The organism is Brevundimonas sp. (assembly GCF_046299595.1).
Classification (GTDB): Bacteria; Pseudomonadota; Alphaproteobacteria; order Caulobacterales; family Caulobacteraceae; genus Brevundimonas.
The window spans coordinates 1,886,653-1,905,383 of sequence record NZ_JBKBHQ010000001.1 but is presented as its reverse complement, the minus strand read 5'-3'; the positions used below and the strand labels follow the sequence as shown (position 1 = coordinate 1,905,383).

At 68.1% G+C, this 18,731-nt stretch carries 25 protein-coding genes; 12 read left to right on the top strand and 13 right to left on the bottom strand.

Features of this window, described 5'->3' with window-relative positions; translation table 11 throughout:
- The first annotated feature begins 46 nt into the window (after positions 1-46).
- The 7 genes from flgF to ACK4E3_RS09330 all read left to right on the top strand — a co-directional run bounded on the left by flgF (position 47) and on the right by ACK4E3_RS09330 (position 4,896).
- Positions 47-787, top strand: a complete 741-nt coding sequence (gene flgF, locus ACK4E3_RS09360; RefSeq protein ID WP_409699612.1) for a flagellar basal-body rod protein FlgF — start codon at positions 47-49, stop codon at positions 785-787.
- A gap of 15 nt (positions 788-802) precedes the next feature.
- Positions 803-1,591, top strand: coding sequence for a flagellar basal-body rod protein FlgG (gene flgG, locus ACK4E3_RS09355; RefSeq protein WP_409699609.1), 789 nt, complete (start codon positions 803-805; stop codon positions 1,589-1,591).
- Positions 1,588-2,367, top strand: coding sequence for a flagellar basal body P-ring formation chaperone FlgA (gene flgA, locus ACK4E3_RS09350; RefSeq protein WP_409699606.1), 780 nt, complete (start codon positions 1,588-1,590; stop codon positions 2,365-2,367). Before flgG ends, flgA begins: the two co-directional genes overlap by 4 nt.
- Before the next feature lie 12 nt (positions 2,368-2,379).
- Positions 2,380-3,108, top strand: a complete 729-nt coding sequence (gene flgH, locus ACK4E3_RS09345; RefSeq protein WP_409699603.1) for a flagellar basal body L-ring protein FlgH — start codon at positions 2,380-2,382, stop codon at positions 3,106-3,108.
- A gap of 155 nt (positions 3,109-3,263) precedes the next feature.
- The gene (locus ACK4E3_RS09340; RefSeq protein ID WP_409699600.1) at positions 3,264-3,734 is read left to right on the top strand and encodes a hypothetical protein; all 471 of its coding nucleotides are present in this window, start codon (positions 3,264-3,266) and stop codon (positions 3,732-3,734) included.
- A gap of 157 nt (positions 3,735-3,891) precedes the next feature.
- On the top strand, positions 3,892-4,374 hold the full coding sequence (locus tag ACK4E3_RS09335; RefSeq protein WP_409699597.1) for a hypothetical protein: 483 nt from the start codon (positions 3,892-3,894) through the stop codon (positions 4,372-4,374).
- Positions 4,375-4,377: 3 nt separating this feature from the next.
- On the top strand, positions 4,378-4,896 hold the full coding sequence (locus ACK4E3_RS09330; protein ID WP_409699594.1) for a hypothetical protein: 519 nt from the start codon (positions 4,378-4,380) through the stop codon (positions 4,894-4,896).
- A gap of 25 nt (positions 4,897-4,921) precedes the next feature.
- On the opposite strand, the gene dxs is transcribed toward ACK4E3_RS09330, so the two are convergent.
- From dxs to ACK4E3_RS09300, 6 genes are all read right to left on the bottom strand, one after another.
- A complete protein-coding gene (dxs, locus tag ACK4E3_RS09325) occupies positions 4,922-6,832 on the bottom strand; it encodes a 1-deoxy-D-xylulose-5-phosphate synthase (RefSeq protein WP_409699591.1) in 1,911 nt (636 codons plus the stop codon).
- A 61-nt stretch (positions 6,833-6,893) separates the two neighbouring features.
- A complete protein-coding gene (locus tag ACK4E3_RS09320) occupies positions 6,894-7,772 on the bottom strand; it encodes a polyprenyl synthetase family protein (protein ID WP_409701220.1) in 879 nt (292 codons plus the stop codon).
- A gap of 17 nt (positions 7,773-7,789) precedes the next feature.
- Entirely contained in the window at positions 7,790-8,149 is a 360-nt protein-coding gene (locus ACK4E3_RS09315; RefSeq protein WP_409699588.1) for a tRNA-binding protein, read from the bottom strand.
- A gap of 17 nt (positions 8,150-8,166) precedes the next feature.
- The gene (locus ACK4E3_RS09310; RefSeq protein WP_409699585.1) at positions 8,167-8,421 is read right to left on the bottom strand and encodes an exodeoxyribonuclease VII small subunit; all 255 of its coding nucleotides are present in this window, start codon (positions 8,419-8,421) and stop codon (positions 8,167-8,169) included.
- Between the two features lie 39 nt (positions 8,422-8,460).
- Positions 8,461-9,189, bottom strand: a complete 729-nt coding sequence (locus ACK4E3_RS09305) for a histidine phosphatase family protein (RefSeq protein WP_409699582.1) — start codon at positions 9,187-9,189, stop codon at positions 8,461-8,463.
- Complete coding sequence (locus tag ACK4E3_RS09300; protein WP_409699579.1) at positions 9,186-10,106, bottom strand: histone deacetylase family protein; 921 nt, start codon at positions 10,104-10,106, stop codon at positions 9,186-9,188. Before ACK4E3_RS09300 ends, ACK4E3_RS09305 begins: the two co-directional genes overlap by 4 nt.
- A 41-nt stretch (positions 10,107-10,147) precedes the next feature.
- On the opposite strand from ACK4E3_RS09300, the gene ACK4E3_RS09295 reads away from it, so the two are divergent.
- From ACK4E3_RS09295 to ACK4E3_RS09285, 3 genes are all read left to right on the top strand, one after another.
- A complete protein-coding gene (locus ACK4E3_RS09295; RefSeq protein WP_409699576.1) occupies positions 10,148-10,675 on the top strand; it encodes an N-acetyltransferase family protein in 528 nt (175 codons plus the stop codon).
- 85 nt (positions 10,676-10,760) lie between these two features.
- Complete coding sequence (locus ACK4E3_RS09290) at positions 10,761-11,429, top strand: hypothetical protein (RefSeq protein ID WP_409699573.1); 669 nt, start codon at positions 10,761-10,763, stop codon at positions 11,427-11,429.
- 11 nt (positions 11,430-11,440) lie between these two features.
- The gene (locus tag ACK4E3_RS09285) at positions 11,441-12,625 is read left to right on the top strand and encodes a vWA domain-containing protein (RefSeq protein WP_409699570.1); all 1,185 of its coding nucleotides are present in this window, start codon (positions 11,441-11,443) and stop codon (positions 12,623-12,625) included.
- 77 nt (positions 12,626-12,702) lie between these two features.
- Here the strand turns inward: ACK4E3_RS09285 and ACK4E3_RS09280 are convergent, their stop codons facing one another.
- The 3 genes from ACK4E3_RS09280 to ACK4E3_RS09270 all read right to left on the bottom strand — a co-directional run bounded on the left by ACK4E3_RS09280 (position 12,703) and on the right by ACK4E3_RS09270 (position 14,460).
- Positions 12,703-12,876 (bottom strand): CsbD family protein, encoded by a 174-nt coding sequence (locus tag ACK4E3_RS09280; RefSeq protein ID WP_409699568.1) that lies wholly within the window; start codon positions 12,874-12,876, stop codon positions 12,703-12,705.
- A gap of 85 nt (positions 12,877-12,961) precedes the next feature.
- On the bottom strand, positions 12,962-13,414 hold the full coding sequence (locus ACK4E3_RS09275; protein ID WP_409699565.1) for an NUDIX domain-containing protein: 453 nt from the start codon (positions 13,412-13,414) through the stop codon (positions 12,962-12,964).
- Positions 13,415-13,416: 2 nt separating this feature from the next.
- Positions 13,417-14,460 carry a S1/P1 Nuclease gene (locus ACK4E3_RS09270; RefSeq protein ID WP_409699562.1) on the bottom strand — a complete coding sequence of 348 codons (1,044 nt, stop codon included), beginning with the start codon at positions 14,458-14,460 and terminating at the stop codon, positions 13,417-13,419.
- A 237-nt stretch (positions 14,461-14,697) separates the two neighbouring features.
- Between ACK4E3_RS09270 and ACK4E3_RS09265 the strand changes: the two genes are divergently transcribed.
- On the top strand, positions 14,698-15,198 hold the full coding sequence (locus tag ACK4E3_RS09265) for a 3D domain-containing protein (RefSeq protein ID WP_409699559.1): 501 nt from the start codon (positions 14,698-14,700) through the stop codon (positions 15,196-15,198).
- 14 nt (positions 15,199-15,212) lie between these two features.
- On the opposite strand, the gene ACK4E3_RS09260 is transcribed toward ACK4E3_RS09265, so the two are convergent.
- The gene (locus tag ACK4E3_RS09260; protein WP_409699556.1) at positions 15,213-15,593 is read right to left on the bottom strand and encodes a hypothetical protein; all 381 of its coding nucleotides are present in this window, start codon (positions 15,591-15,593) and stop codon (positions 15,213-15,215) included.
- Between the two features lie 90 nt (positions 15,594-15,683).
- Complete coding sequence (locus ACK4E3_RS09255) at positions 15,684-16,016, bottom strand: DUF1491 family protein (RefSeq protein ID WP_409699553.1); 333 nt, start codon at positions 16,014-16,016, stop codon at positions 15,684-15,686.
- A gap of 56 nt (positions 16,017-16,072) precedes the next feature.
- Here ACK4E3_RS09255 and ACK4E3_RS09250 point away from each other — a divergent pair, with 56 nt between their 5' ends.
- On the top strand, positions 16,073-16,930 hold the full coding sequence (locus ACK4E3_RS09250) for a hypothetical protein (RefSeq protein WP_409699550.1): 858 nt from the start codon (positions 16,073-16,075) through the stop codon (positions 16,928-16,930).
- A gap of 3 nt (positions 16,931-16,933) precedes the next feature.
- On the opposite strand, the gene ACK4E3_RS09245 is transcribed toward ACK4E3_RS09250, so the two are convergent.
- Both ACK4E3_RS09245 and ACK4E3_RS09240 read right to left on the bottom strand, forming a co-directional pair.
- Positions 16,934-17,347, bottom strand: coding sequence for a DUF2177 family protein (locus ACK4E3_RS09245; RefSeq protein WP_409699547.1), 414 nt, complete (start codon positions 17,345-17,347; stop codon positions 16,934-16,936).
- 31 nt (positions 17,348-17,378) lie between these two features.
- Complete coding sequence (locus tag ACK4E3_RS09240; RefSeq protein WP_409699544.1) at positions 17,379-18,404, bottom strand: SAM-dependent methyltransferase; 1,026 nt, start codon at positions 18,402-18,404, stop codon at positions 17,379-17,381.
- Between the last annotated feature and the right edge of the window lie 327 nt (positions 18,405-18,731).

Below are 18,731 nucleotides of genomic sequence, written 5' to 3'. Positions count from 1 at the left end.
CCTGCTGGCCCGCCCCTTGCTAGGGGTGAGGCAAAGGAGTGCGCCTGTGCAAAACGCTGCCTATGTCGGCCTGTCCAGCCAGATGACGCTGCGGCGCGAGCTGGACATCGTGGCCAACAACATCGCCAATGCCGACACCAACGGCTTCAAGCTCGAACAGCTGATCGTCGGCACCGAGCCGGGGGCGCGTGCGCGCAACCACGGTGTGCGCGGCCCGGTCAATTTCGTGCTGGATTCGGGCGTCGGACGCGATTTTGGCCAAGGGCCGCTGAGCCAGACCGGACGTGACCTCGACTTCGCGCTCGAGGGCGAGGGCATCTTCTTCCGCATCGAGGACGCAGGCGCAGAGGCCTATACCCGCGACGGGGCCTTCACCATGGACGCAGAGGGCCGCCTGACCACGCGCGGAGGTCTTTCGGTGCTGGACGACGGCGGCAACGCCATCGTGCTCGACCCCCAGGCAGGCGCCATGCAGGTGGCCAATGACGGCACCATCAGCCAGAACGGCGAGGTCGTGGGGCGCATCGGGGTGGTGCGTTTCGACCAGCTCGGCGTGCTCGCCAAGAGCGGGGACGGCCTCTATCGCAATACCTCGAACCTCCAGCCCGAGGACGCGCCCGACGCGCGCGTGCACCAGGGGATGCTGGAGCGATCCAACGTCAACACCCTCGTCGAAATCACCAATCTGATCGAGATCAGCCGGGCCTATGAGCGGGTCACGCGCATGATCGAGCAGGCCAACGACCTGTCCCGCCGCGCCGTCGAGCGGCTGGGCCGGAACTCATAGGAGCCCTGAAGCCCCATGCGTGCCCTCAGAACCGCCGCCACCGGCATGTCAGCCCAGCAGCTGAACGTCGAGGTCATCTCGAACAACATCGCCAACATGAATACCGTTGGCTTCAAGCGTCAGCGCGCCGAGTTCCAGGACCTGCTCTATCAGAACGTCGAGCGCATGGGTGCCCAGTCCTCGTCGACCGGCACGGTGGTGCCCACGGGCATCCAGGTCGGCGCGGGCGTGCGCGCAGGGGCCGTCTATCGCATCACCGAGCAGGGCTCGCCCACCGCCACGGGCAACCGCTTCGATCTGGCCATCGACGGACGCGGCTATTTCCAGGTGGCCCTGCCCTCGGGCGAGACGGCCTTTACCCGCGCAGGCAACTTCGCCGTGGATGCCGAAGGTCGCCTCGTCACCGATGACGGCTTCGTCGTCCAGCCCGAGATCAACATTCCCAACGATGCGCGCGACGTGATCATCTCGCGCACCGGTCAGGTCCAGATCCTCACCGATGGCGATCCCCAGCCCCAGGTGGTCGGCGAGCTGCAGCTGGCCACCTTCTTCAACGAGGCGGGGCTGGAAGCCATCGGCGACAACCTGCTGCTCGAGACCGCCGCGTCCGGCCCCGCCAATGTCGCCGCTCCCGGCGAGCCCGGCTTCGGCCAGCTCCTGCAAGGCTACACCGAGGCCTCCAACGTCGATGCGGTCAGCGAGATCACGGCCCTGATCGTGGCCCAGCGCGCCTATGAGATGAACTCCAAGGTCATCTCCACCGCCGACGACATGCTCGCCGTCGCCAGCCAGGTGAAGTCATGATGATGCGCGCCCTCATCGCTCTTGCCGCGATCACGGCCCTTGTCACCAGCCCCGCCATAGCCGGCGACGTGGTGCTGCGCGATGTGCCTACGGACGACGACGGGCGCATCACGCTCGGCGAGCTGTTCGAGGGCGCAGGCGCGGCGTCATCGGTCGTTGTTGGCACACGCGCTGGCCCGACAGCCGTTCTCGATGCCGTTCAGGTTCAGCGCACGGCCCGCGCCCACGGCCTGAACTGGAGCAATCCCACGGGCCTGCGCCGCATCGTGGTGCGCGAAGGCGCTCCCGCTCCGTCACACTCCGCTTCGTCCTCCCCCTCTCATGGCGCGCGCGCGGGCACGTCCGGCAGTGTCGAGGTGCTGGCCTATGCGCGCAACATCAACACCGGCGAGACCATCGGGCCACAGGACATCATCTGGACCACGGTTCAGGCCCATCAGGCCGGAGCCTCGCCCGACACCGACCAGATCATCGGCCTGGCCGCGAGAAGGCCCCTGCGTGCCGGTGCCGCCGTCAGTGTCCGTGACCTGAGCGCGCCCCAGGTGATCACCCGCGGAGAGATCGTGCAGGTCACCTTCGATCACGGGGGCGTGCGCCTGACCGCCTCGGGCCGCGCCCAGCGCAATGCGGCGCTTGGCGAGCCTGTCCAGCTGATCAACACCCAGTCGGGCCGCATCATCGACGCCGTGGCCTCGGGGCCCGGTCAGGCCGTCACCGGCCCCGCCGCCCAGCGCCTGCGCGCCGCCTCTCCCGCCGAACTTGCCGCTTACCGTTAGGAACCTTTCGTCATGCGTCATCTTGCCCTTCCGCTGATCGTGATCTCCGGCCTCTCGCTGATGGCCTGCTCCCACGCCGTCGAGGCCGTGCGCGGGCCCGAGCTGGCCCCGGTCGGCTATCCCGCCGCCCTGGTCCCCCAGAGCCAGCAGATCCTGCCCGAGCCCATGCCGCGCTCGGCCTCGGCCAACTCGCTGTGGCGCACGGGCGAGCGGTCTTTCTTCGGCGATCCGCGCGCGCGCCGCGTCGGCGACATCCTGACCGTGCGCATCGAGATCGACGACCGCGCCAGCGTGCAGAACTCGACCCAGCGCTCGCGCTCCAGCGAGACCAATGCGGGGGTGAACAACTTCTTTGGTCTGGAGAACAGCCTCGGGCGCCTGTTCCCCGGCGGCTTCGATCCGAACGCCATGGTCGGCATGGGCTCCGACTCCACCCAGCAGGGCTCGGGCTCCATCGCGCGCGCCGAGCGGGTCAGCCTGACCATCGCCGCCGTCGTCACCGCCGTGCTGCCCAACGGCAATCTGGTCATCCAGGGCCGACAGGAGGTTCGCACCAACCGCGAGCTGCGCGAGCTGACCGTGGCAGGCATCGTGCGACCCGAGGACATTTCGTCGGCCAACACCATCAATCACACCCAGATCGCCGAGGCGCGCATCTCCTATGGCGGGCGCGGCGATGTCACCCGCGTGCAGGCGCCGCCTGCTGCCCAGTCTCTGGTGGAGCGCTTCAATCCCTTCTGAGCCAAGGGCTCCAGAATGCTGAACGGCAGCGCTTCGCCTGTGTCAGCAACCGTTCACAAGGCGTGTGGCCAAGCTTCGCTCGACATCGGGGGAAGCTTGGCCGTGAACCGTTAACGCCCTTCCCGCGTTTGACTGACCAGACGTGAGTGAAGGTTATGCTGAAAGTACTCGTTCCCGCCGTTGGTCTTCTTGGTCTGCTGGCCTTTGCGGCCCAGCCGTCTGCACCCGAGATCGAGGTGCAGGAAAACCCCCTGCCCATGGGCTGGCACCTTCACTATGAGGGTGACATGGCAAAACTTGCCTATGGCGTCGCCAACTCTGACCAGCTGGCCCTGATGATGACCTGCGAGCCCGGCGCGCGCGAAGTTGTGGTTTACGGCGATGTGCACCCCGAAGGTGCGCGCCTGACCCGCGTCAGCGATGCCATGGCCGAGCCCGATCCCCTGTCCATGGGCGTGGCCTATGAGGTGGCCATGCGCGTCAGCGACCCGGTGCTGCGCCGCCTTGCCAGTGAAGGTCGCCTGCCCGTCGAGAGCCAGACCGGCGTGCGCCAGATCAGTGCCACGGACAGCGAGAAGTCGCTGGTGTCCAGCTTCATCCGCCATTGCGAGGGCGGACGGGCCTGAGCGGCCCTATGCGTCGCGTCGGGGCCCTGCCAGCATGCCGTCGCCTGCGTGGCCACGGCCAGATGCGCCCCCAGATGCGCCCCCCGCGACATCCGCCCCAAAGCTGTTATAATCAGCGGTCTGAAAGCGCCGTCATGGTGACGAAAGGGCCCCGATCATGAGACCCCGCACCAGCCTCCGCGTCAGACCGGCCATTGCCGCACTCTCCTTCGCCCTAACGCTTTCAGGCCTTGCCCACACGGCATCGGCCCAGAGCGGGCGCGCCTGGGTGTGGTCGGTCTATGAGGACGACACCGCCGTCACCCTGGCCCACGAGGTTCCCGACACGGATCGCCTTCGCGTCGCCATCCAGTGCGAGCGCGGAACGGGCCTGGCGCGCATCACCCACTATGGCGCACTGGGTGCCGGTGCCATGGGTCGCCTTTCCTCGGGCAGTGCCACGCACCAGAGCGAGGCCGAGACGCGCGGGCGGCGCAACCTGCGGGTCAGCATGAGCGTTCGTGTCGATAACGCCGTCTTTTCGAACTTTGCCGGGACCGGCCGCATGACCATGACCCTCGGCGGCGAGAGCGCCGAGTTCAGCGTCCCCCAGGCACAGCGCGATCAGATCGGCCGCTTCGTCAGCCTCTGCCTCGGATGATCCATGCGCGCACTTTTCGTTATCCTGACAGCCTCGGGCCTGCTGGGCGCCTGCGCGGCGGTTGATGCCCTGCCCGAGCCTGCCGGTCCCGCCTCAGCGGTGGCCGCAAGCTATGTGCCGCGCCCGGGCTATGACTGGTTCCTGCACGCGGACTCAGGCGCCATGACGCTGGTCTATGGCCTGCGCGATAGCGACGATGTCGGCCTTTCGCTGGACTGCGAGGCGGGCAGCGCGCGCATCGAGGCCTCGCGCTTCACGCCTGCGAACAGTGCCTCCAGCCTCCTGCTGGAATCAGGGGGCGTCAGCGCCCGTGTCGCCGCCAGCACCAGCCGCACCGATCTGGATGATGCCACGGTGGTGATGGGCACGTTCAACGCCCGCGAGGCCGTGTTCGACACCTTTGCCGAGCTGGGCTGGATCAGGGCCGAATCCGACCGCGACCTGCCCAGTCCCGCCCTGATCGCCCATCCCGAGAGCAAGGCCAATATCGCGCGTTTCATCCGGGCCTGCCGCGACGGCTGAGCCAGCGCGCCTGTGGCTGTCGAGGCTAGGCCTTCTGGCGCGAGCGTGATTTCTCGATACCGAGTGCGCGCAGCGCGGTCTCGGCAATATGCACGGCATTGAGCGCGGCGGCATCGTACATGGCCTTGGGGCTGTCGTGCTCCTGGAACACGTCGGGCAGGTGCATGGTGCGCACTTTCAGCCCCGCATCCAGCGCCCCCTCGCGCGCCAGCAGTTCAAGCACGAAGGCGCCAAAGCCGCCCATGGCGCCTTCCTCGACCGTGACCAGTGCCTCGTGCTCGCGCGCCAGCCTCAGGATCAGGTCGCGATCGAGCGGCTTGGCGAAGCGCGCGTCGGCCACGCTCGCCGAGACGCCGCGCATGGCCAGCAGGTCTGAAGCCTCCAGCGCCTCTTGCAGGCGCGTGCCGAGGCTGAGAATGGCCACGCCCGTGCCCTCGCGCACGATCCGGCCCCGGCCGATCTCGAGCGGATCTGCCAGATCGGGTATCTCCACGCCCACGCCGTCGCCGCGCGGATAGCGGAAGGCGGAGGGGCGGTCGTCGATCTCCAGACTGGTGGCGATCATGGCGGCCAGCTCGGCCTCATCCGACGCCGCCATCAGCACCATGCCGGGCAGGGCACCCAGATAGCCCACGTCAAAGCTGCCCGCGTGGGTGGGACCATCGGCACCGACCAGGCCCGCCCGGTCGATGGCAAAGCGCACCGGCAGGGACTGGATGGCCACGTCGTGCACCACCTGGTCATAGCCGCGCTGAAGGAAGGTGGAATAGATGGCACAGACCGGCTTCATGCCATCTGCGGCGAGGCCGGCAGCAAAGGTCACCGCGTGCTGCTCGGCGATGCCGACATCGAAGGTGCGCTCGGGAAACGCCTGTCCGAACAGGTCGAGCCCGGTCCCAGACGGCATGGCCGCCGTGATCGCCACGATGGACGGATCGCGCTCGGCACGCTTGATCAGCTCGGAGGCGAAGACCTTGGTATAGCTGGGCGCGTTGGAGGGCGTTTTTGCCTGCTTGCCCGACACCACATCGAAGCGCACCACGCCGTGATACTTGTCGGCCGAGTTTTCGGCAGGCGCATAGCCCTTGCCCTTCTGGGTCACGACATGGACCAGAACCGGGCGGTCGTTGATGGCGGCAGCATTGCGCAGCACGGGCACCAGGGCATCGAGGTCGTGCCCGTCGATGGGGCCGACATAGTAGAAGCCCAGTTCCTCGAAGAAGGTACCGCCGGTGACCATGCCGCGGGCATATTCCTCGGCCTTCTTGGCCGCATCGCGGAACGGGCGCGGCAGGTGCCCGGCCACCTGCTTGCCGAAGCGGCGCAGGTTCCGGTAGGCACCCCCCGAAACCAGCTTGGCCAGATAGGCGCTCATGCCGCCCACCGGTGGGGCGATGGACATGTCGTTGTCGTTGAGGATGACCACCAGCTGGCGCGTGGTTTCGGCGGCGTTGTTCATGGCCTCATAGGCCATGCCAGCGGACATGGAGCCGTCACCGATCACGGCCACGACCTTGTTGTCCGCGCCCTTCTGGTCGCGCGCCGCCGCAAAGCCCAGCGCCGCCGAGATCGAGGTCGAGGCATGGGCCGCGCCAAAGGGGTCGTATTCGCTCTCGGCGCGGCGCGTAAAGCCGGACAGGCCGCCGCCCTGGCGCAGGGTGCGGATGCGATCACGCCGCCCGGTCAGCACCTTGTGCGGATAGCACTGGTGGCCGACATCCCAGATCAGCACGTCCTTGGGCGTCTCGAACACATGGTGCAGGGCCACGGTCAGCTCGACCACGCCAAGGCCCGCACCCAGATGCCCGCCGGTAACCGAGACCGCGTCGATCACCTCGGCCCTGACCTCGTCGGCCAGCTGCTTCAGCTCGGCGATGCCGAGCGCGCGGGTGTCGGAAGGATGGCTGACCTTGTCGAGCAGGGGCGTGTTGGACATGAAAACGTCTCTAGACCCATATCGCGCGCGAGGCGAGCGCCCTTGTTGCCGCAAGCAGGCCCTAGCGGTCCCGGCCCAGCACGAAGTCGATGCTGGCGCGCAGGGGATCGGCCGCCTTGCCAAAGGCCTCCAGATGCGCGCCTGCCTGATCGGCCAGGTGCGCCACGCGCGCGCGCGCCGCCTCGACGCCCAGCAAGGTCACGAAATTGGCCTTGCCCCGTGCCGCGTCCTTGCCGCCCGCCGCCTTGCCCAGCAGGTCGGCATCGCCCTCATGATCGAGCACATCGTCGATGATCTGGTAGGCCAGACCCAGATCCTGGGCGAACATCAGCAGGCTCTGGCGCTGGGCGTCGGGGGCGCGGGCGATGATCAGGGGGATCTCGAAGGCATAGGCGATCAGGGCGCCGGTCTTGAGACGCTGCATCCGCGCCACCGCGCCGATGTCGTCGCGCACACCCAGAATGTCGATCATCTGGCCGCCCGCCATGCCGCGCGCGCCCGCCGCATGGGCCAGCCTGCCTATCAGCTCTGCGCGCACCTCGGCATCGTCGTGGGTGTCGGGATCGGCAAGAATCTCGAAGGCCGCCGCCTGCAGTGCATCGCCCGCCAGAACCGCCGTCGCCTCGTCATAGGCCCTGTGGACCGTGGGACGCCCGCGGCGCATGTCGTCATCGTCCATGCACGGCAGGTCGTCATGGATCAGGCTGTAGGCGTGAATGCACTCCAGCGCGCAGGCCGCCCTGAGCACCGGCCTCTCCTCGATCTCGAACAGCCGCGCCGCCTCGAGCGCGAAATAGGGGCGCAGCCGCTTGCCCGGCCCCAAGGCCGCATAGCGCATGGCTTCGGTCAGGCGGGCATCGGGACCATCGGCGCGCGGCAGCAACTCGTCGAGCGCGACCGTGACCAGATCGGCCACCTCCGCCACGCGCCGCGCGATCATGGAGACCACCTCGCCCATCAGAATAGCCTGCCGCCGTCGGGCACGTCCCGGTCAACGCCGACCAGCACCACCTTGCCGCTTGCGTCGGGAAAGCCGAGCGTCAGCACCTCGGACATCATCGGCCCGATCTGGCGCGGCGGAAAGTTCACCACCGCCGCCACCTTGCGCCCGTGCAGCTGCTCTAAGGTGTAGTGCTCGGTGATCTGGGCCGAGGAGCGGCGCTGGCCGATGGCCGGACCGAAATCGATCAGCAGGCGATAGGCGGGCTTGCGCGCCTCGGGAAAGGGCTCGGCCTTCACGATCGTGCCGACGCGGATGTCCACCTTGAGGAAATCGTCGAAGCTGATGGTCGCGCAGGTCGCAGCCTGATCGGCCATGTCGCGCTCCGCCCCGCTCATCCGTCGAACCGGGCGGGTTCGGCACCTTCTGCGGCCCCGGATGCACCGACAACGATCTTCTCAACGCGAAGCTGGGCCTCTTTCAGGCGTTTTTCGCAATGGGCCTTCAGCGCCGAGCCGCGCTCGTAGAGGCGCAGGGAGTCCTCGAGCGGCGCGCGCCCGGACTCCAGCTTGCCCACGATGTCCTCCAGCTCGGCCAGGGCGGCTTCAAAGCTCAGGTCGTCGGCAACGGGGGCGCTCGTCTCGGTCATGAAGGCTGAATAGCCGCCCCGCGCGCGCAGGCCAACCCGTCACTTCAGCTCGAAGCGCCGCGCCGACCAGTATTTGAAGCCCTGGTCCTTGACCAGCTTCCAGCCACGTCGCTTCAGCACCGTGCCGATCATGTGGTTGAAATAGCCGTGGGCGAACAGGAGCACCTCGCCGCCGCCGCGCGCATGGGCCACCAGATGATCGGCAGCGGCCTCGGCCCTGGCTTCCGCCTCGCGGCGGCTCTCCTCGCCCTGGTGGTGGTCGAAGGCCCACCAGCTGAAGCGCGCGATCGCGCCCCACAGACGCGGTGAGGTGCGAAACCAGTCGGGCAGCCTGGGCGGCGGCAGAGGGGCCTCGACGAAAAGGGGCATGACTTCAAAGCTGCGCTTGCCTGCCACCGCGCGGGCGGTCTCGATGGCGCGCGGGCGGCTGGATGCGAAGATCGCGCCTGCGCCCTCGCCGGTCCTGACCAGACAGGCGGGCGGAATCTGTCCCTCCAGCAGCCCGCCGACCTCGTAGCGCTGCCACCACGCCCGGTACTCCTCGGAGGTCAGGCGGCACTGGCGCGACAGGGCCGGCTCTCCGTGGCGCGTGAGTATTATGGCACCAAAGGGCGCTGCGGGCGCCCGGTCTGTGGACGCACCGGCCGTCTCGCCAGCCACCTCACCCGCACGCGCAGCGCGCCCGCGCGCCTGGTCCTGGCCCGCTGCCGTCATATCCAGATGCGCCGGTTCGGGCACAGTGGCCGCCCCCCTCGTGTCCGCGCTCATCCCTCACCCAGAGCTTGCACATGGGCCAGGGCGGAGCGCCCCAGACCTTCGAGGTCGTAGCCGCCCTCCAGCGTCGAGACAACCTTGCCGTTGCATCGCGCCCGCGCCACATCGCAGATCGCGCGCGTCGCCCAGGCGAAATCCTCGGCCTCCAGCGACTGATGCGCCAGCGGATCGCGCCGGTGCGCATCGAAGCCCGCCGAGATCAGGATCAGGTCCGGTGCGAAGGCGTCCAGCCGCGTCATCAGGCCGGTCTCGAAGGCCTGGCGCCAGTGATCGCGCGCCGCGTGGGGGGGCACCGCCACATTGACGATGTTGCCCACGCCCGTCTCGGACGGATCGCCCGTGCCCGGATAGAGCGGCATCTGGTGAATGGAGCCCAGAAAAAGCGCAGCATCGTTCTCGAAGGCGGCCTGGGTGCCATTGCCGTGGTGCACATCAAAATCGATCACCGCCACGCGCTCCGCGCCCGCGCCCAGGGCAGCGCGCGCGGCCACGGCGACGCTCGAGAACAGGCAGAAGCCCATGGCCCGCTCCGGCTCGGCGTGGTGGCCGGGCGGGCGCACGGCACAGAAGGCCCGATCGCCCCGGCCCGCCAGCGCATCGCGCACGGCCTCGGTCACGGCTCCTGCGGCCAGACGCGCCGCGCGCACGCTGCCTTGCGAGAGCACCGTATCGGCATCGAGCGCCAGCGAGCCCTCGCTGGGCGATGCGTCCAGTAGGCGCCGCACATAGGCGTCTGGGTGAACCGCACACAGGTCGGCCTCGCTGGCCTCACGCGCGTCCAGCCATTCGAGATCGAGCGCGCTGGCCTGCAAGGCCGAGACGACCGCGCGCAGGCGCTCGGGCCGCTCCGGGTGGCCCTCGCCGGGGCGGTGGCCGACCATGTCGGGATGGGTGATGACGCGCACGCTCATGCAGGCACTCTAGCCCCTGGCCCGGCACGAGAGTAGAGGCCATGACCATGAGACATATCCGCCCCGCACGCATGGACGACGCCGCCGCCCTCTCGCGGCTGGGGCGGCGCACCTTCATCGAGACCTTCGTCGAGGGTTTTGCCATCCCCTATCCCGAGGCGGACCTTCTGCCCTTTCTCGATGCGACCTTCGGCGAGGACGCGATCCGTGAGCAGCTCGCCGTGCCGCACCAGCAGTGGTGGGTGGCCGAGCACGACGGTCAGGTCGCCGCCTTCGCCCAGGCCGGTCCGAACAGCCTGCCCCACCCCGAGGCCCGCCCTGACCACATGGAACTGAAGCGGCTCTATGTGGCGCGCGATCATCAGGGCAGCGGCCATGGCCGTGCCCTTCTGGAGACGGCCCTGGCGTGGATGGAGCCGCGCAGCGCGGGGCCGCTGTGGATCGGGGTGTGGAGCGGCAACCTCAGGGCCCAGCGTCTTTACGGCCACTATGGCTTCGAGAAAGCGGGGGATTATCAGTATGCTGTCGGGCGCTGGCTGGACGACGAGTTCATTTTGCGCAGACTATGAATATGACTGGGGGTCATCGACCGGCCCCATTCATGGCCACAAGTTGAGGCCGACCCATACGGCATCATGCCCGGAGTATAAGTCCATGCTGCGCACCTCCCTCGCCCCGGCTCTCGGCGCCTGCGCCCTGATGCTCGCGCTTCCCGCCCTTGGCCAGGAGGCCCAGCCCGCAGGCACAGAGCCTGTCAGCGCCGAACAGGTCGCCGCCGCACGCGCCCACGCCGATGCCATGATCGCATCCGCCGGTGCCGGACAGTGGTTCGAGAACATCACGGGCGCCGATGGGGTGCCCCTGGTGCGCCACAGGCCAAGTGGCATGACCTGCCGCTTCATCGGCGGCCCGAGCGACCGCATCCACATTCTCAGCGAGCCCGATGACGATCTGGCTGCCGGTGACGACGTGGCGTGTAACACCCAGGTTCTGGACATCTCGATCACCACCTATGCCACCCGCCTGGCGGATCAGTACACGGCCGAGGAGATCATGCAGGACTCCATGGCCGCCATCGCCGAGCGCTGGCCCACGGGCACCATGATCGAAACTGATCTGGTCGGCATCACGCTCGAGGGCTATGCCGCACCCTTTGCGGGCGGTTACCGCATTCCCGCGCCCGACGGCGGCACCTATATGACGCTGGTCTATGTCCAGCACGACGGGCCGTGGAGCTTCAAGCTGCGCGCCACCGGCCCGGACGAAGAGGACACCAATGTGCTCTCGGCCATGGTGCTGGCCATGGGCCTGCCCGAGAAATAACCTCTCCCCCCATGCTGCTGCCCTTCTTCCACGCCCTGCGCGATGTGCGCGTGCCCGTTTCGACGAAGGAATGGCTGCATCTGATGGAAGCCATAGAGCGCGGTGTCGCCGATACCCGCGTCGATGATTTCTATCACCTGTCGCGCGCCGTGCTGGTCAAGGACGAGCGACACTTCGACCGCTTCGACCGCGCCTTCGCCCATGCCTTTCGCGGGCTTGAGAGCATCGATCCCACCGAAGGTCTGGACGGCCTCGATGCCCTGCCCGAGGACTGGCTGCGCGCGCTCGCCGATCGCTATTTCACCGACGAGGAAAAGGCGGCCGTCGAGGCCATGGGCGGGCTGGAGGCCCTGATCGAGGCGCTCAAGGAGCGTCTGCGCGAGCAGCACGGGCGCCATCAGGGCGGCAGCAAGTGGATCGGCACCGGCGGCACCAGCCCCTTTGGCCACGGCGGCTACAATCCCGAGGGTATCCGCATCGGCGGCCCCTCGCGCCACGGGCGGGCGGTCAAGGTCTGGGAGAAGCGCGAATATCGCAATCTCGACGACAGCGTCGAGCTGGGCACGCGCAACATCAAGGTGGCCCTGAGGCGCCTGCGCCGCTTCGTGCGCGAGGGCGCCCCGGACGAGCTGGACATCGACGCCACCATAGACGGCACCGCGCGGCAGGGCTGGCTGGACGTGCGCATGAGACCGGAGCGGCGCAATACCATCAAGGTGCTGCTGTTTCTCGATGTCGGCGGCTCCATGGATGCCCACATCCGCCTGTGCGAGGAGCTGTTCTCGGCGGCGCGCGCCGAGTTCCGGCACCTGGAGTTCCACTACTTCCACAACTGCCTCTACGAGGGGGTCTGGAAGGACAACCGCCGCCGCCACGCCGAAAAGACACCCACCTTCGACCTGCTCAACCGCTATGGACCGGACTGGCGTGCGGTGTTCGTGGGCGATGCGACCATGAGCCCCTACGAGATCGCTACCCCCGGCGGCTCGGTCGAGCACTGGAACGAGGAGGCCGGCAGCGTGTGGATGCGCCGGGCCATGGAGGCGTGGCCAAGGTCCGTCTGGCTCAATCCGGTGCCCGAGAAATACTGGGGCTACACCCAGTCGGTGGCCATGATGCGCGATCTGGTCGAGCAGCGGATGTTCCCGCTGACCTTGCAGGGTCTGGATCAGGCCATGCGAGCCCTGATGCGCTGACACCGGAAGCGCATCAGCCAAGCAAAAAGGCGCCGGACAGCAGCCCGGCGCCTCTTGGTCTGTCGGTCTGAAAGACCTTAGTTCTTGAAGGCGTCCTTGACGTCGCCGACGGTCTTCTGAACCTTGCCTTCGAGCTGATCGGCCTTGCCTTCGGCCTGCAGCTTCTCGTTGCCGGTCATCTTGCCGATGCCTTCCTTGATGTTGCCACCGGTTTCCTTGGCAGCGCCTTTGAACTGGTCCTTGTCGGCCATGTGGGTCTCTCCTGTTGAGTGCGGGGCACCCCAGCGGTGCCTTCACAAAAGAAACTCACGGGAGCCAAGCCTTGTTCCTCAATGGTTACGCTTGCCCGGCCCGCCTCAGCCACAGCATCACGCCGAGGGCATGAGCCTCGTGACGCACCGACACAAGAGCCTGCTGCGGCGTCATGAAGACGAGCGCGTGATCGTCCTCGATCTTTGCCTCGGGGCGTTCGGCCTCCAGGGTGCCGGTCCACAGGGCGCAGGCATTGAACACCGGCTCGCCGTCCGATTTGCGGAAATACTGCCCGGCCTCGCCAAGGCGCACGCCCGGCGTGATCTGAAGCCCGGTTTCCTCGAGAAACTCGCGTGCCAGAGCCTCACCCTCGCTCTCGCCCGCGTCCAGCGCACCGCCGGGCAGGTCGAAGTAGCTGGCCGGGCCGCGCTCGACCCGCACCAGGGCGATCAGCCCATCGCGCTCGACGATGCCGAAGGCACAGGAACGCTCGCGATAGGCGACTCCGCCTTCCCTGATCCCGAAGGTGATGCGCACCGTCAGTCCGTGCCGATCAGCGAGTCGAACGGATCGACGCCGCCCTCGACCACATCGCGCACACTGACCGCAGGCCAGCCCACCCGTGCCTCGGCGCTGGCGTGCCATGCTGCCACGATCAGGTCGCGCAGCTCGGAGGCTCCGGCGGCGAGACGCACGGTGGCAAAGCGGATGCCGCGCGCATCGCCCTCGGCAAAGCCGCCGTCACGCTCCAGCCGGTAGAAGGGGATCACTTCGGCCAGACCCTCGCCCAGGTAGCTGGCGGTGCGCGCACGGATGTCGCATCCGCAGGGGCGCACAGGCCCCATGGCCTGTTCGATGGTCTCCAGCCTCACATTGCGCGCCACATAGGCGCCCTCGAACATACCGTGGGTCTGGCGCGACTGGGTAAAGCCCTCGGGGTTCGGATAGTCGCCCCAGCCGTTGTAGTGCACGCTGAGGTGCAGCGGCTGGCTGGCATCGCCGACATAGTGCGACCAGACCCCGAGATTGCGGATCAGCAGGCGCTCGCGGCGGTTGCGGTCCTCGGTGAGCCAGGCGCGCCGCGCCGGATCGCTCTCGCGCGCCTCGGCCGCCACCAGCACGCGCCAGTAGGCAAAGTCGCGCACCAGCTGCTGCCAGCCGTCGATGAGCGCATAGGGCAGCCAGCCGGCCTGATCGACGCTGATGCCAGCGTCATTCAGCATCCGCTCGTACTCCGAGCGCAGTTCGGGCAGCTGCGAGATATGCGGCCCCTGCGCCGTCAGCACATGGCCATCGTCGGTGAAGTCCACGAAGTGCGCCGTGTCCCGCTCGCGCGCATGGGTGCGGCCCCCGCCCTTCCAGCGGTCCGGTTCGCGCGACAGCTCGCCCACCTCGGCTGCAACCTCGGTGGTGCGCAGGAAGGCGGGCAGGTCTTCGGGCAGGGCGCGCATGGCCGCAATCGCCACCATGCGGTGACCCGATGCGCCCCACGCCTCGACGGGGCGGGGCGTGGCCCCCAGCATCAGGCTGACGCCAAGCACGGCGGCAAGCGCGGTGCGCGTCACGACGGCGCGTGTGGGCATGACGGCGCGTGTAGGCGGGGCTTTGCGCATGATCCTCAAGACCTCGATCCGGTGTGGCTGTGCCCCCCTGCCCTAGCCCAGCCCTGCGCCCTGCGCCAGCGCCGCCAAGATTTTGCCCAAAGCACGGATCATACCGCCGCCGTCAGTTCCCGCCGCCCGGCCCTGCCGGGGCCTCATGTCCCGCACTTCATGTCCCGCAGCTGAAGCAAAACGCGGGGCCACAGCCCACGGACCCGAATGACCCCCCGCCTTGCCTCGAAGCGCCTGCATCTGGCCCTGGCCCAGCTTGGTCTGGCGGTGCTGATCGCGCCGCTCGCCCTGCCCTCGCTCAGCCCCCTGATCGTGGATCTGCGCGAGGAAAGCGTGGCTCTGGCCAGCGCGCCGGACTGGCGGCTGTCGGCGCGGCTCTATCATGCGGGCGGAGGCGGTGCGACGGGGCGCGATTCGCTTGGCTGCTGGCCTGTCGCCTATCGCACGGTGGCCATCGACCCGCGCGTGGTGCCCCGGCGCACCGTGCTGTTCATCCACGAGACGGTCGGCCTGCCCCTGCCTGATGGCAGCGTGCATGACGGCTACTGGTATGCGTCCGATACCGGCGGGGCGATCCGCGGCAACAAGATCGATCTGTACACCGGCCACGGGCGCGCCTCGATGCAGCCGGTCTCGCACCTGAACATCGCCACGCTCAGCGTGACCGAGATGGGCCGTTTCGAGGACTGTCCGCCGCCGCGCGACTGAACATCCTTGCCGGGTCAGGCCGCCATCCGGCCCCAGACCGCCTTGTCGGCAGAGACGGCATCCAGCCTGCCCCTGGCGGCGCGCTGGGCAAGCTGGCGCATGACAGGCGCGGGCAGGACCGCGAAATAGGGCTCGACCAGCTCAGGCGCGCAGTCGGCCTCCGGTGCCGAGAACATGGCCGCGTTGATGCCCGGCTGGCGGTCGGCGATCAGCCAGGCCAGCCTGCGGGCGCGCTCGGGATCGCTCCGGTGCATCAGAGGATCTTCCGCAAACAGCTCACAGCCCAGCTCGACCACATAGTCAAAGCCCAGCCGCTCGAAGCGCCGCGCATCCGCCGGGGACATCGGCCCCGTCTCATCCAGATCGAGCACGGCATCATTGAGTAGAAACAGCACGGGACACCCACCATCACAGCCGGACGTCATGGCGCGTCCGTTGATGGCACTATGGCCCGGCACCACTTGCGGTCAGGTTCACGAACGCGGTTAAGGATTTGCGACCGGCTCGTCGAGGAAGCTGCGCCCCTGCCGGTCCTCGACCTCGACCACCCACAGGTCCGGGTCATGGCGAAGCTGGCGCTCGACATAGGCGTCAAGCTGGGCCTCGGTGTCCGCGTTGACCGGCTCGATCCATAACGGCTCGCCGTCATTGCCCTGGGCGCGCACATAGAGCCGGGCGCTGCGCTCCAGCGTGTTGTAGGTCTTGAGGATCACCGCCCCCGCGCGCCCATCGCCCCGGCGTGCAACCACGGCCGAGGCCCCGGCCATTTCGGCACGCCGTATCAGTCCCGCGACCCAGACGTGGGTGTCTATCAGCAAAGGCTTAACCCTGAACGCAAACGCGATCGCAAAGGATCGTCGCCATACTCTAGTGCATGAACGCGCGCCTTGTAGCCCCCATGATCCTGACCGCCCTGGCCGCCCTGCTCGCGGGTGGCCCAGCCGTGGCATCGGGCGGAGAGATGGGCACACGCTATGTTGAGCGCGAGCTGGTGCTGGAGCTGGACCGGCGCTGCCGCCTGTTCGATGCGTCCGTGCGTGCCAGTCTTGATGTTGCCGCCCGTCAGGCGCGCAACGCGGCCCTGCGCGAGGGCACCCCGGCGCGCGATCTTGACCGCGCCGCCCATGACGCGCGGGTGCGCGCCCAGTCACACGCCTGCCAAAATCCCGAAACCGCGCTGATCGCAGGCAGGGTCGAGCAGGCCTTTTCCGGCTGGAGGCGCATGGCACGCATGAGCTTTCCGGGCACCCGGCAGGGCTGGTCCGCCGACCGCTATGGCCTCGCGCCAGAGCGCGCCCTGTTCGCCCTGCATCAGGACACCCGCTTCAACAGCGCCAGCGCGCGCTTTGGCCAGCGCGCCGGTCAGGTGGGCGCCCATGTACGCTTTGCCGGTCGCTCGCGGCCCGTCTCGGCGCGCATCGTCATGCGCGATCCGCGCATCAGCCCTCAGCCGTGGCTGGCAATGGCCTCGCTCTCGCCCCTGCCGCCCGCCGCCCAGCGCCGCGTGATCTGGTCGGTGGGTCAGAACCCTCTGGGCGTGAGCGCACAGGAGGCCGCCCAGGCCCAGTTCTGGGCCTTTCCGGCCACGGCCCTCGATGCCCTAGAACGCCTCGATCCGCGCGAGGGCTTCACCCTGGAGTTCGTGTTCCGCGACGACAGCGTGCTGCGCTTCCCGCTGGAAGTGGGCGATCTGTCGGCCGCGCGCGCCTTTCTGACGCTGGGCCCGTACTGATCCTCAGCCGAAGCGCCCTTCGGCCCAGCGCGCCGCGAAATAGCCCGCCGTGGCCGAGGTCGCCGTCAGGCTCATGCCCCACAGGATGTCGATGACCGTCAGCTTGGTCGACCACACGCGCAGCGTCGCCTCGTTGGTCAGGTCGTAGGTGGCGTAGCACACGATGCCCAGCAGGCCGCCCAGGATCAGCGCGCGCGTCCACGATCCTTCGCGCAGGGCCGGAGCCACGGCAAAGATCATGATGCCGAACAGATAGATCACATAGAAGGCCACGGCGGCCTTGAAGTTCGGCTGATCGGCCAGAAGCTCGCCGATCAGGGGGCGATAGAGGCGCGAGGCCATGGTGCTGAGCCACACCGCGTCGATGGCCGCAAAGGCAAGCGCAGCGCCGAAATAGCCCGCTACATATTTGATCATCTGTCGGAACTCCCCTGTCAGTCGTTTGGTGTCAGGCCGGCTTGAGGCGATAGTGGCTGACCGCCCATGTCTCGCCGCGGTTGTCTCCGAACAGGCCCGCCGTGGCCATGAAGAAACGCCGCCAGCGCCGCGCCCACAGGCGCGCGTCATCGCCGTAGACCTCGCGCATCATCTGCATGATCTCGGCCTCGTTGGCGTCGAAATTGGCCAGCCAGTCGTTGGCGGTGCGCTGATAGTGCCGGCCGTTCCAGCGCCAGCTCTGCTCCAGGTGGAAAAGATCGGGAAACTGCTGGATCAGGTTGTGGCTGGGCATGACGCCGCCGGTGAAGAAATGCTGGGCGATGAAATCGCCCTGATCGCTCAGCTCGAAGCGGTAGGGCGAGGTGGCATGGGTGAAGATGTGGATGAACAGGCGCCCGTCCGGCTCCAGCCAGCCGTGAATCCGGCTCAGCAGGGCGCGCCAGTTGGCCATGTGCTCGAACATCTCCACCGACACCACGCGGTCGAACCGCCCAGTGGCCTGAAAATCGTTCATGTCGCAGGTGATGACCTTCACATTGCCAAGGCCCATGCGCTCGGCCCGCGCCTCGATGAAGCGCCGCTGGCCATGGCTGTTGGACACTGCCGTGATCTTGGCATTGGGATAGGTTTCCGCCATCCACAGCGTCAGCGAGCCCCAGCCGCAGCCCAGCTCCAGAATGCTCTGGCCGTCCTTCAGGTCGGCGTGCTCGCACGTCTCGTGCAGGGCCGCCTCCTCGGCCTGGGGCAGGGTGCGCACCCCGTCCGAGTAGAGCGCCGAGGAATATTTCAGCCGCGGCCCCAGAACCCGCTCGAAGAAGGCGGGCGGCAACTCGTAATGCTGCTCGTTGGCGGCATCGGTGTGCTCTGCGATGGGACGCTCGGCCATCTCGAGCGCGAAACGGGCCTCGTCAGCGCCCTGCTCGGCCTCCAGCCGGCGCCGCGCTCCCGCGACCAGAGATGCGATGGCCGAGCGGGTGACGAAGTCGGGCGCGGGCGCGTCCTGAAGCGAGCGGATGGCATTGCGGACCAGGGACATGGGCGTGAAGCGGGCTCCTGACAGACGAGGCACCGCACCCGGGGCGGCGCAAGGGGGACGTCGGACCGGCTCCGGCAGAGGGCACCGCATCCTTCGGCCGGATGCAGGCGTTACGGGGCACGGCTCGGCGGGTAAGCGGTACGCGGCACTTCTGGCGGACCCGCCGTCTTGGCTGCGAGGACCGACAGCCTCAACGCGCGAGCGGGTGAATCGTTGGCGCGGAAAGGCGATTTTTCCTTGCCCGCAGCCCAGATACGCGGCACGGCGGGGCCGGGATGAGGGACGGGGGTGCCGATGAGGCATTTTTCAGCGGGTAAAGTCGGCGCG

Coding starts and splice junctions, on each gene's coding strand:
- flgG (WP_409699609.1), top strand. CDS start 803: ATGCGTGCCCTCAGAACCGCCGCCACCGGCATGTCAGCCCAGCAGCTG.
- flgA (WP_409699606.1), top strand. CDS start 1,588: ATGATGATGCGCGCCCTCATCGCTCTTGCCGCGATCACGGCCCTTGTC.
- flgH (WP_409699603.1), top strand. CDS start 2,380: ATGCGTCATCTTGCCCTTCCGCTGATCGTGATCTCCGGCCTCTCGCTG.
- ACK4E3_RS09340 (WP_409699600.1), top strand. CDS start 3,264: ATGCTGAAAGTACTCGTTCCCGCCGTTGGTCTTCTTGGTCTGCTGGCC.
- ACK4E3_RS09335 (WP_409699597.1), top strand. CDS start 3,892: ATGAGACCCCGCACCAGCCTCCGCGTCAGACCGGCCATTGCCGCACTC.
- ACK4E3_RS09330 (WP_409699594.1), top strand. CDS start 4,378: ATGCGCGCACTTTTCGTTATCCTGACAGCCTCGGGCCTGCTGGGCGCC.
- dxs (WP_409699591.1), bottom strand. CDS start 6,832: ATGTCCAACACGCCCCTGCTCGACAAGGTCAGCCATCCTTCCGACACC.
- ACK4E3_RS09320 (WP_409701220.1), bottom strand. CDS start 7,772: ATGATCGCGCGGCGCGTGGCGGAGGTGGCCGATCTGGTCACGGTCGCG.
- ACK4E3_RS09315 (WP_409699588.1), bottom strand. CDS start 8,149: ATGGCCGATCAGGCTGCGACCTGCGCGACCATCAGCTTCGACGATTTC.
- ACK4E3_RS09310 (WP_409699585.1), bottom strand. CDS start 8,421: ATGACCGAGACGAGCGCCCCCGTTGCCGACGACCTGAGCTTTGAAGCC.
- ACK4E3_RS09305 (WP_409699582.1), bottom strand. CDS start 9,189: ATGAGCGCGGACACGAGGGGGGCGGCCACTGTGCCCGAACCGGCGCAT.
- ACK4E3_RS09300 (WP_409699579.1), bottom strand. CDS start 10,106: ATGAGCGTGCGCGTCATCACCCATCCCGACATGGTCGGCCACCGCCCC.
- ACK4E3_RS09295 (WP_409699576.1), top strand. CDS start 10,148: ATGACCATGAGACATATCCGCCCCGCACGCATGGACGACGCCGCCGCC.
- ACK4E3_RS09290 (WP_409699573.1), top strand. CDS start 10,761: ATGCTGCGCACCTCCCTCGCCCCGGCTCTCGGCGCCTGCGCCCTGATG.
- ACK4E3_RS09285 (WP_409699570.1), top strand. CDS start 11,441: ATGCTGCTGCCCTTCTTCCACGCCCTGCGCGATGTGCGCGTGCCCGTT.
- ACK4E3_RS09280 (WP_409699568.1), bottom strand. CDS start 12,876: ATGGCCGACAAGGACCAGTTCAAAGGCGCTGCCAAGGAAACCGGTGGC.
- ACK4E3_RS09270 (WP_409699562.1), bottom strand. CDS start 14,460: ATGCCCACACGCGCCGTCGTGACGCGCACCGCGCTTGCCGCCGTGCTT.
- ACK4E3_RS09265 (WP_409699559.1), top strand. CDS start 14,698: ATGACCCCCCGCCTTGCCTCGAAGCGCCTGCATCTGGCCCTGGCCCAG.
- ACK4E3_RS09250 (WP_409699550.1), top strand. CDS start 16,073: ATGAACGCGCGCCTTGTAGCCCCCATGATCCTGACCGCCCTGGCCGCC.
- ACK4E3_RS09245 (WP_409699547.1), bottom strand. CDS start 17,347: ATGATCAAATATGTAGCGGGCTATTTCGGCGCTGCGCTTGCCTTTGCG.
- ACK4E3_RS09240 (WP_409699544.1), bottom strand. CDS start 18,404: ATGTCCCTGGTCCGCAATGCCATCCGCTCGCTTCAGGACGCGCCCGCG.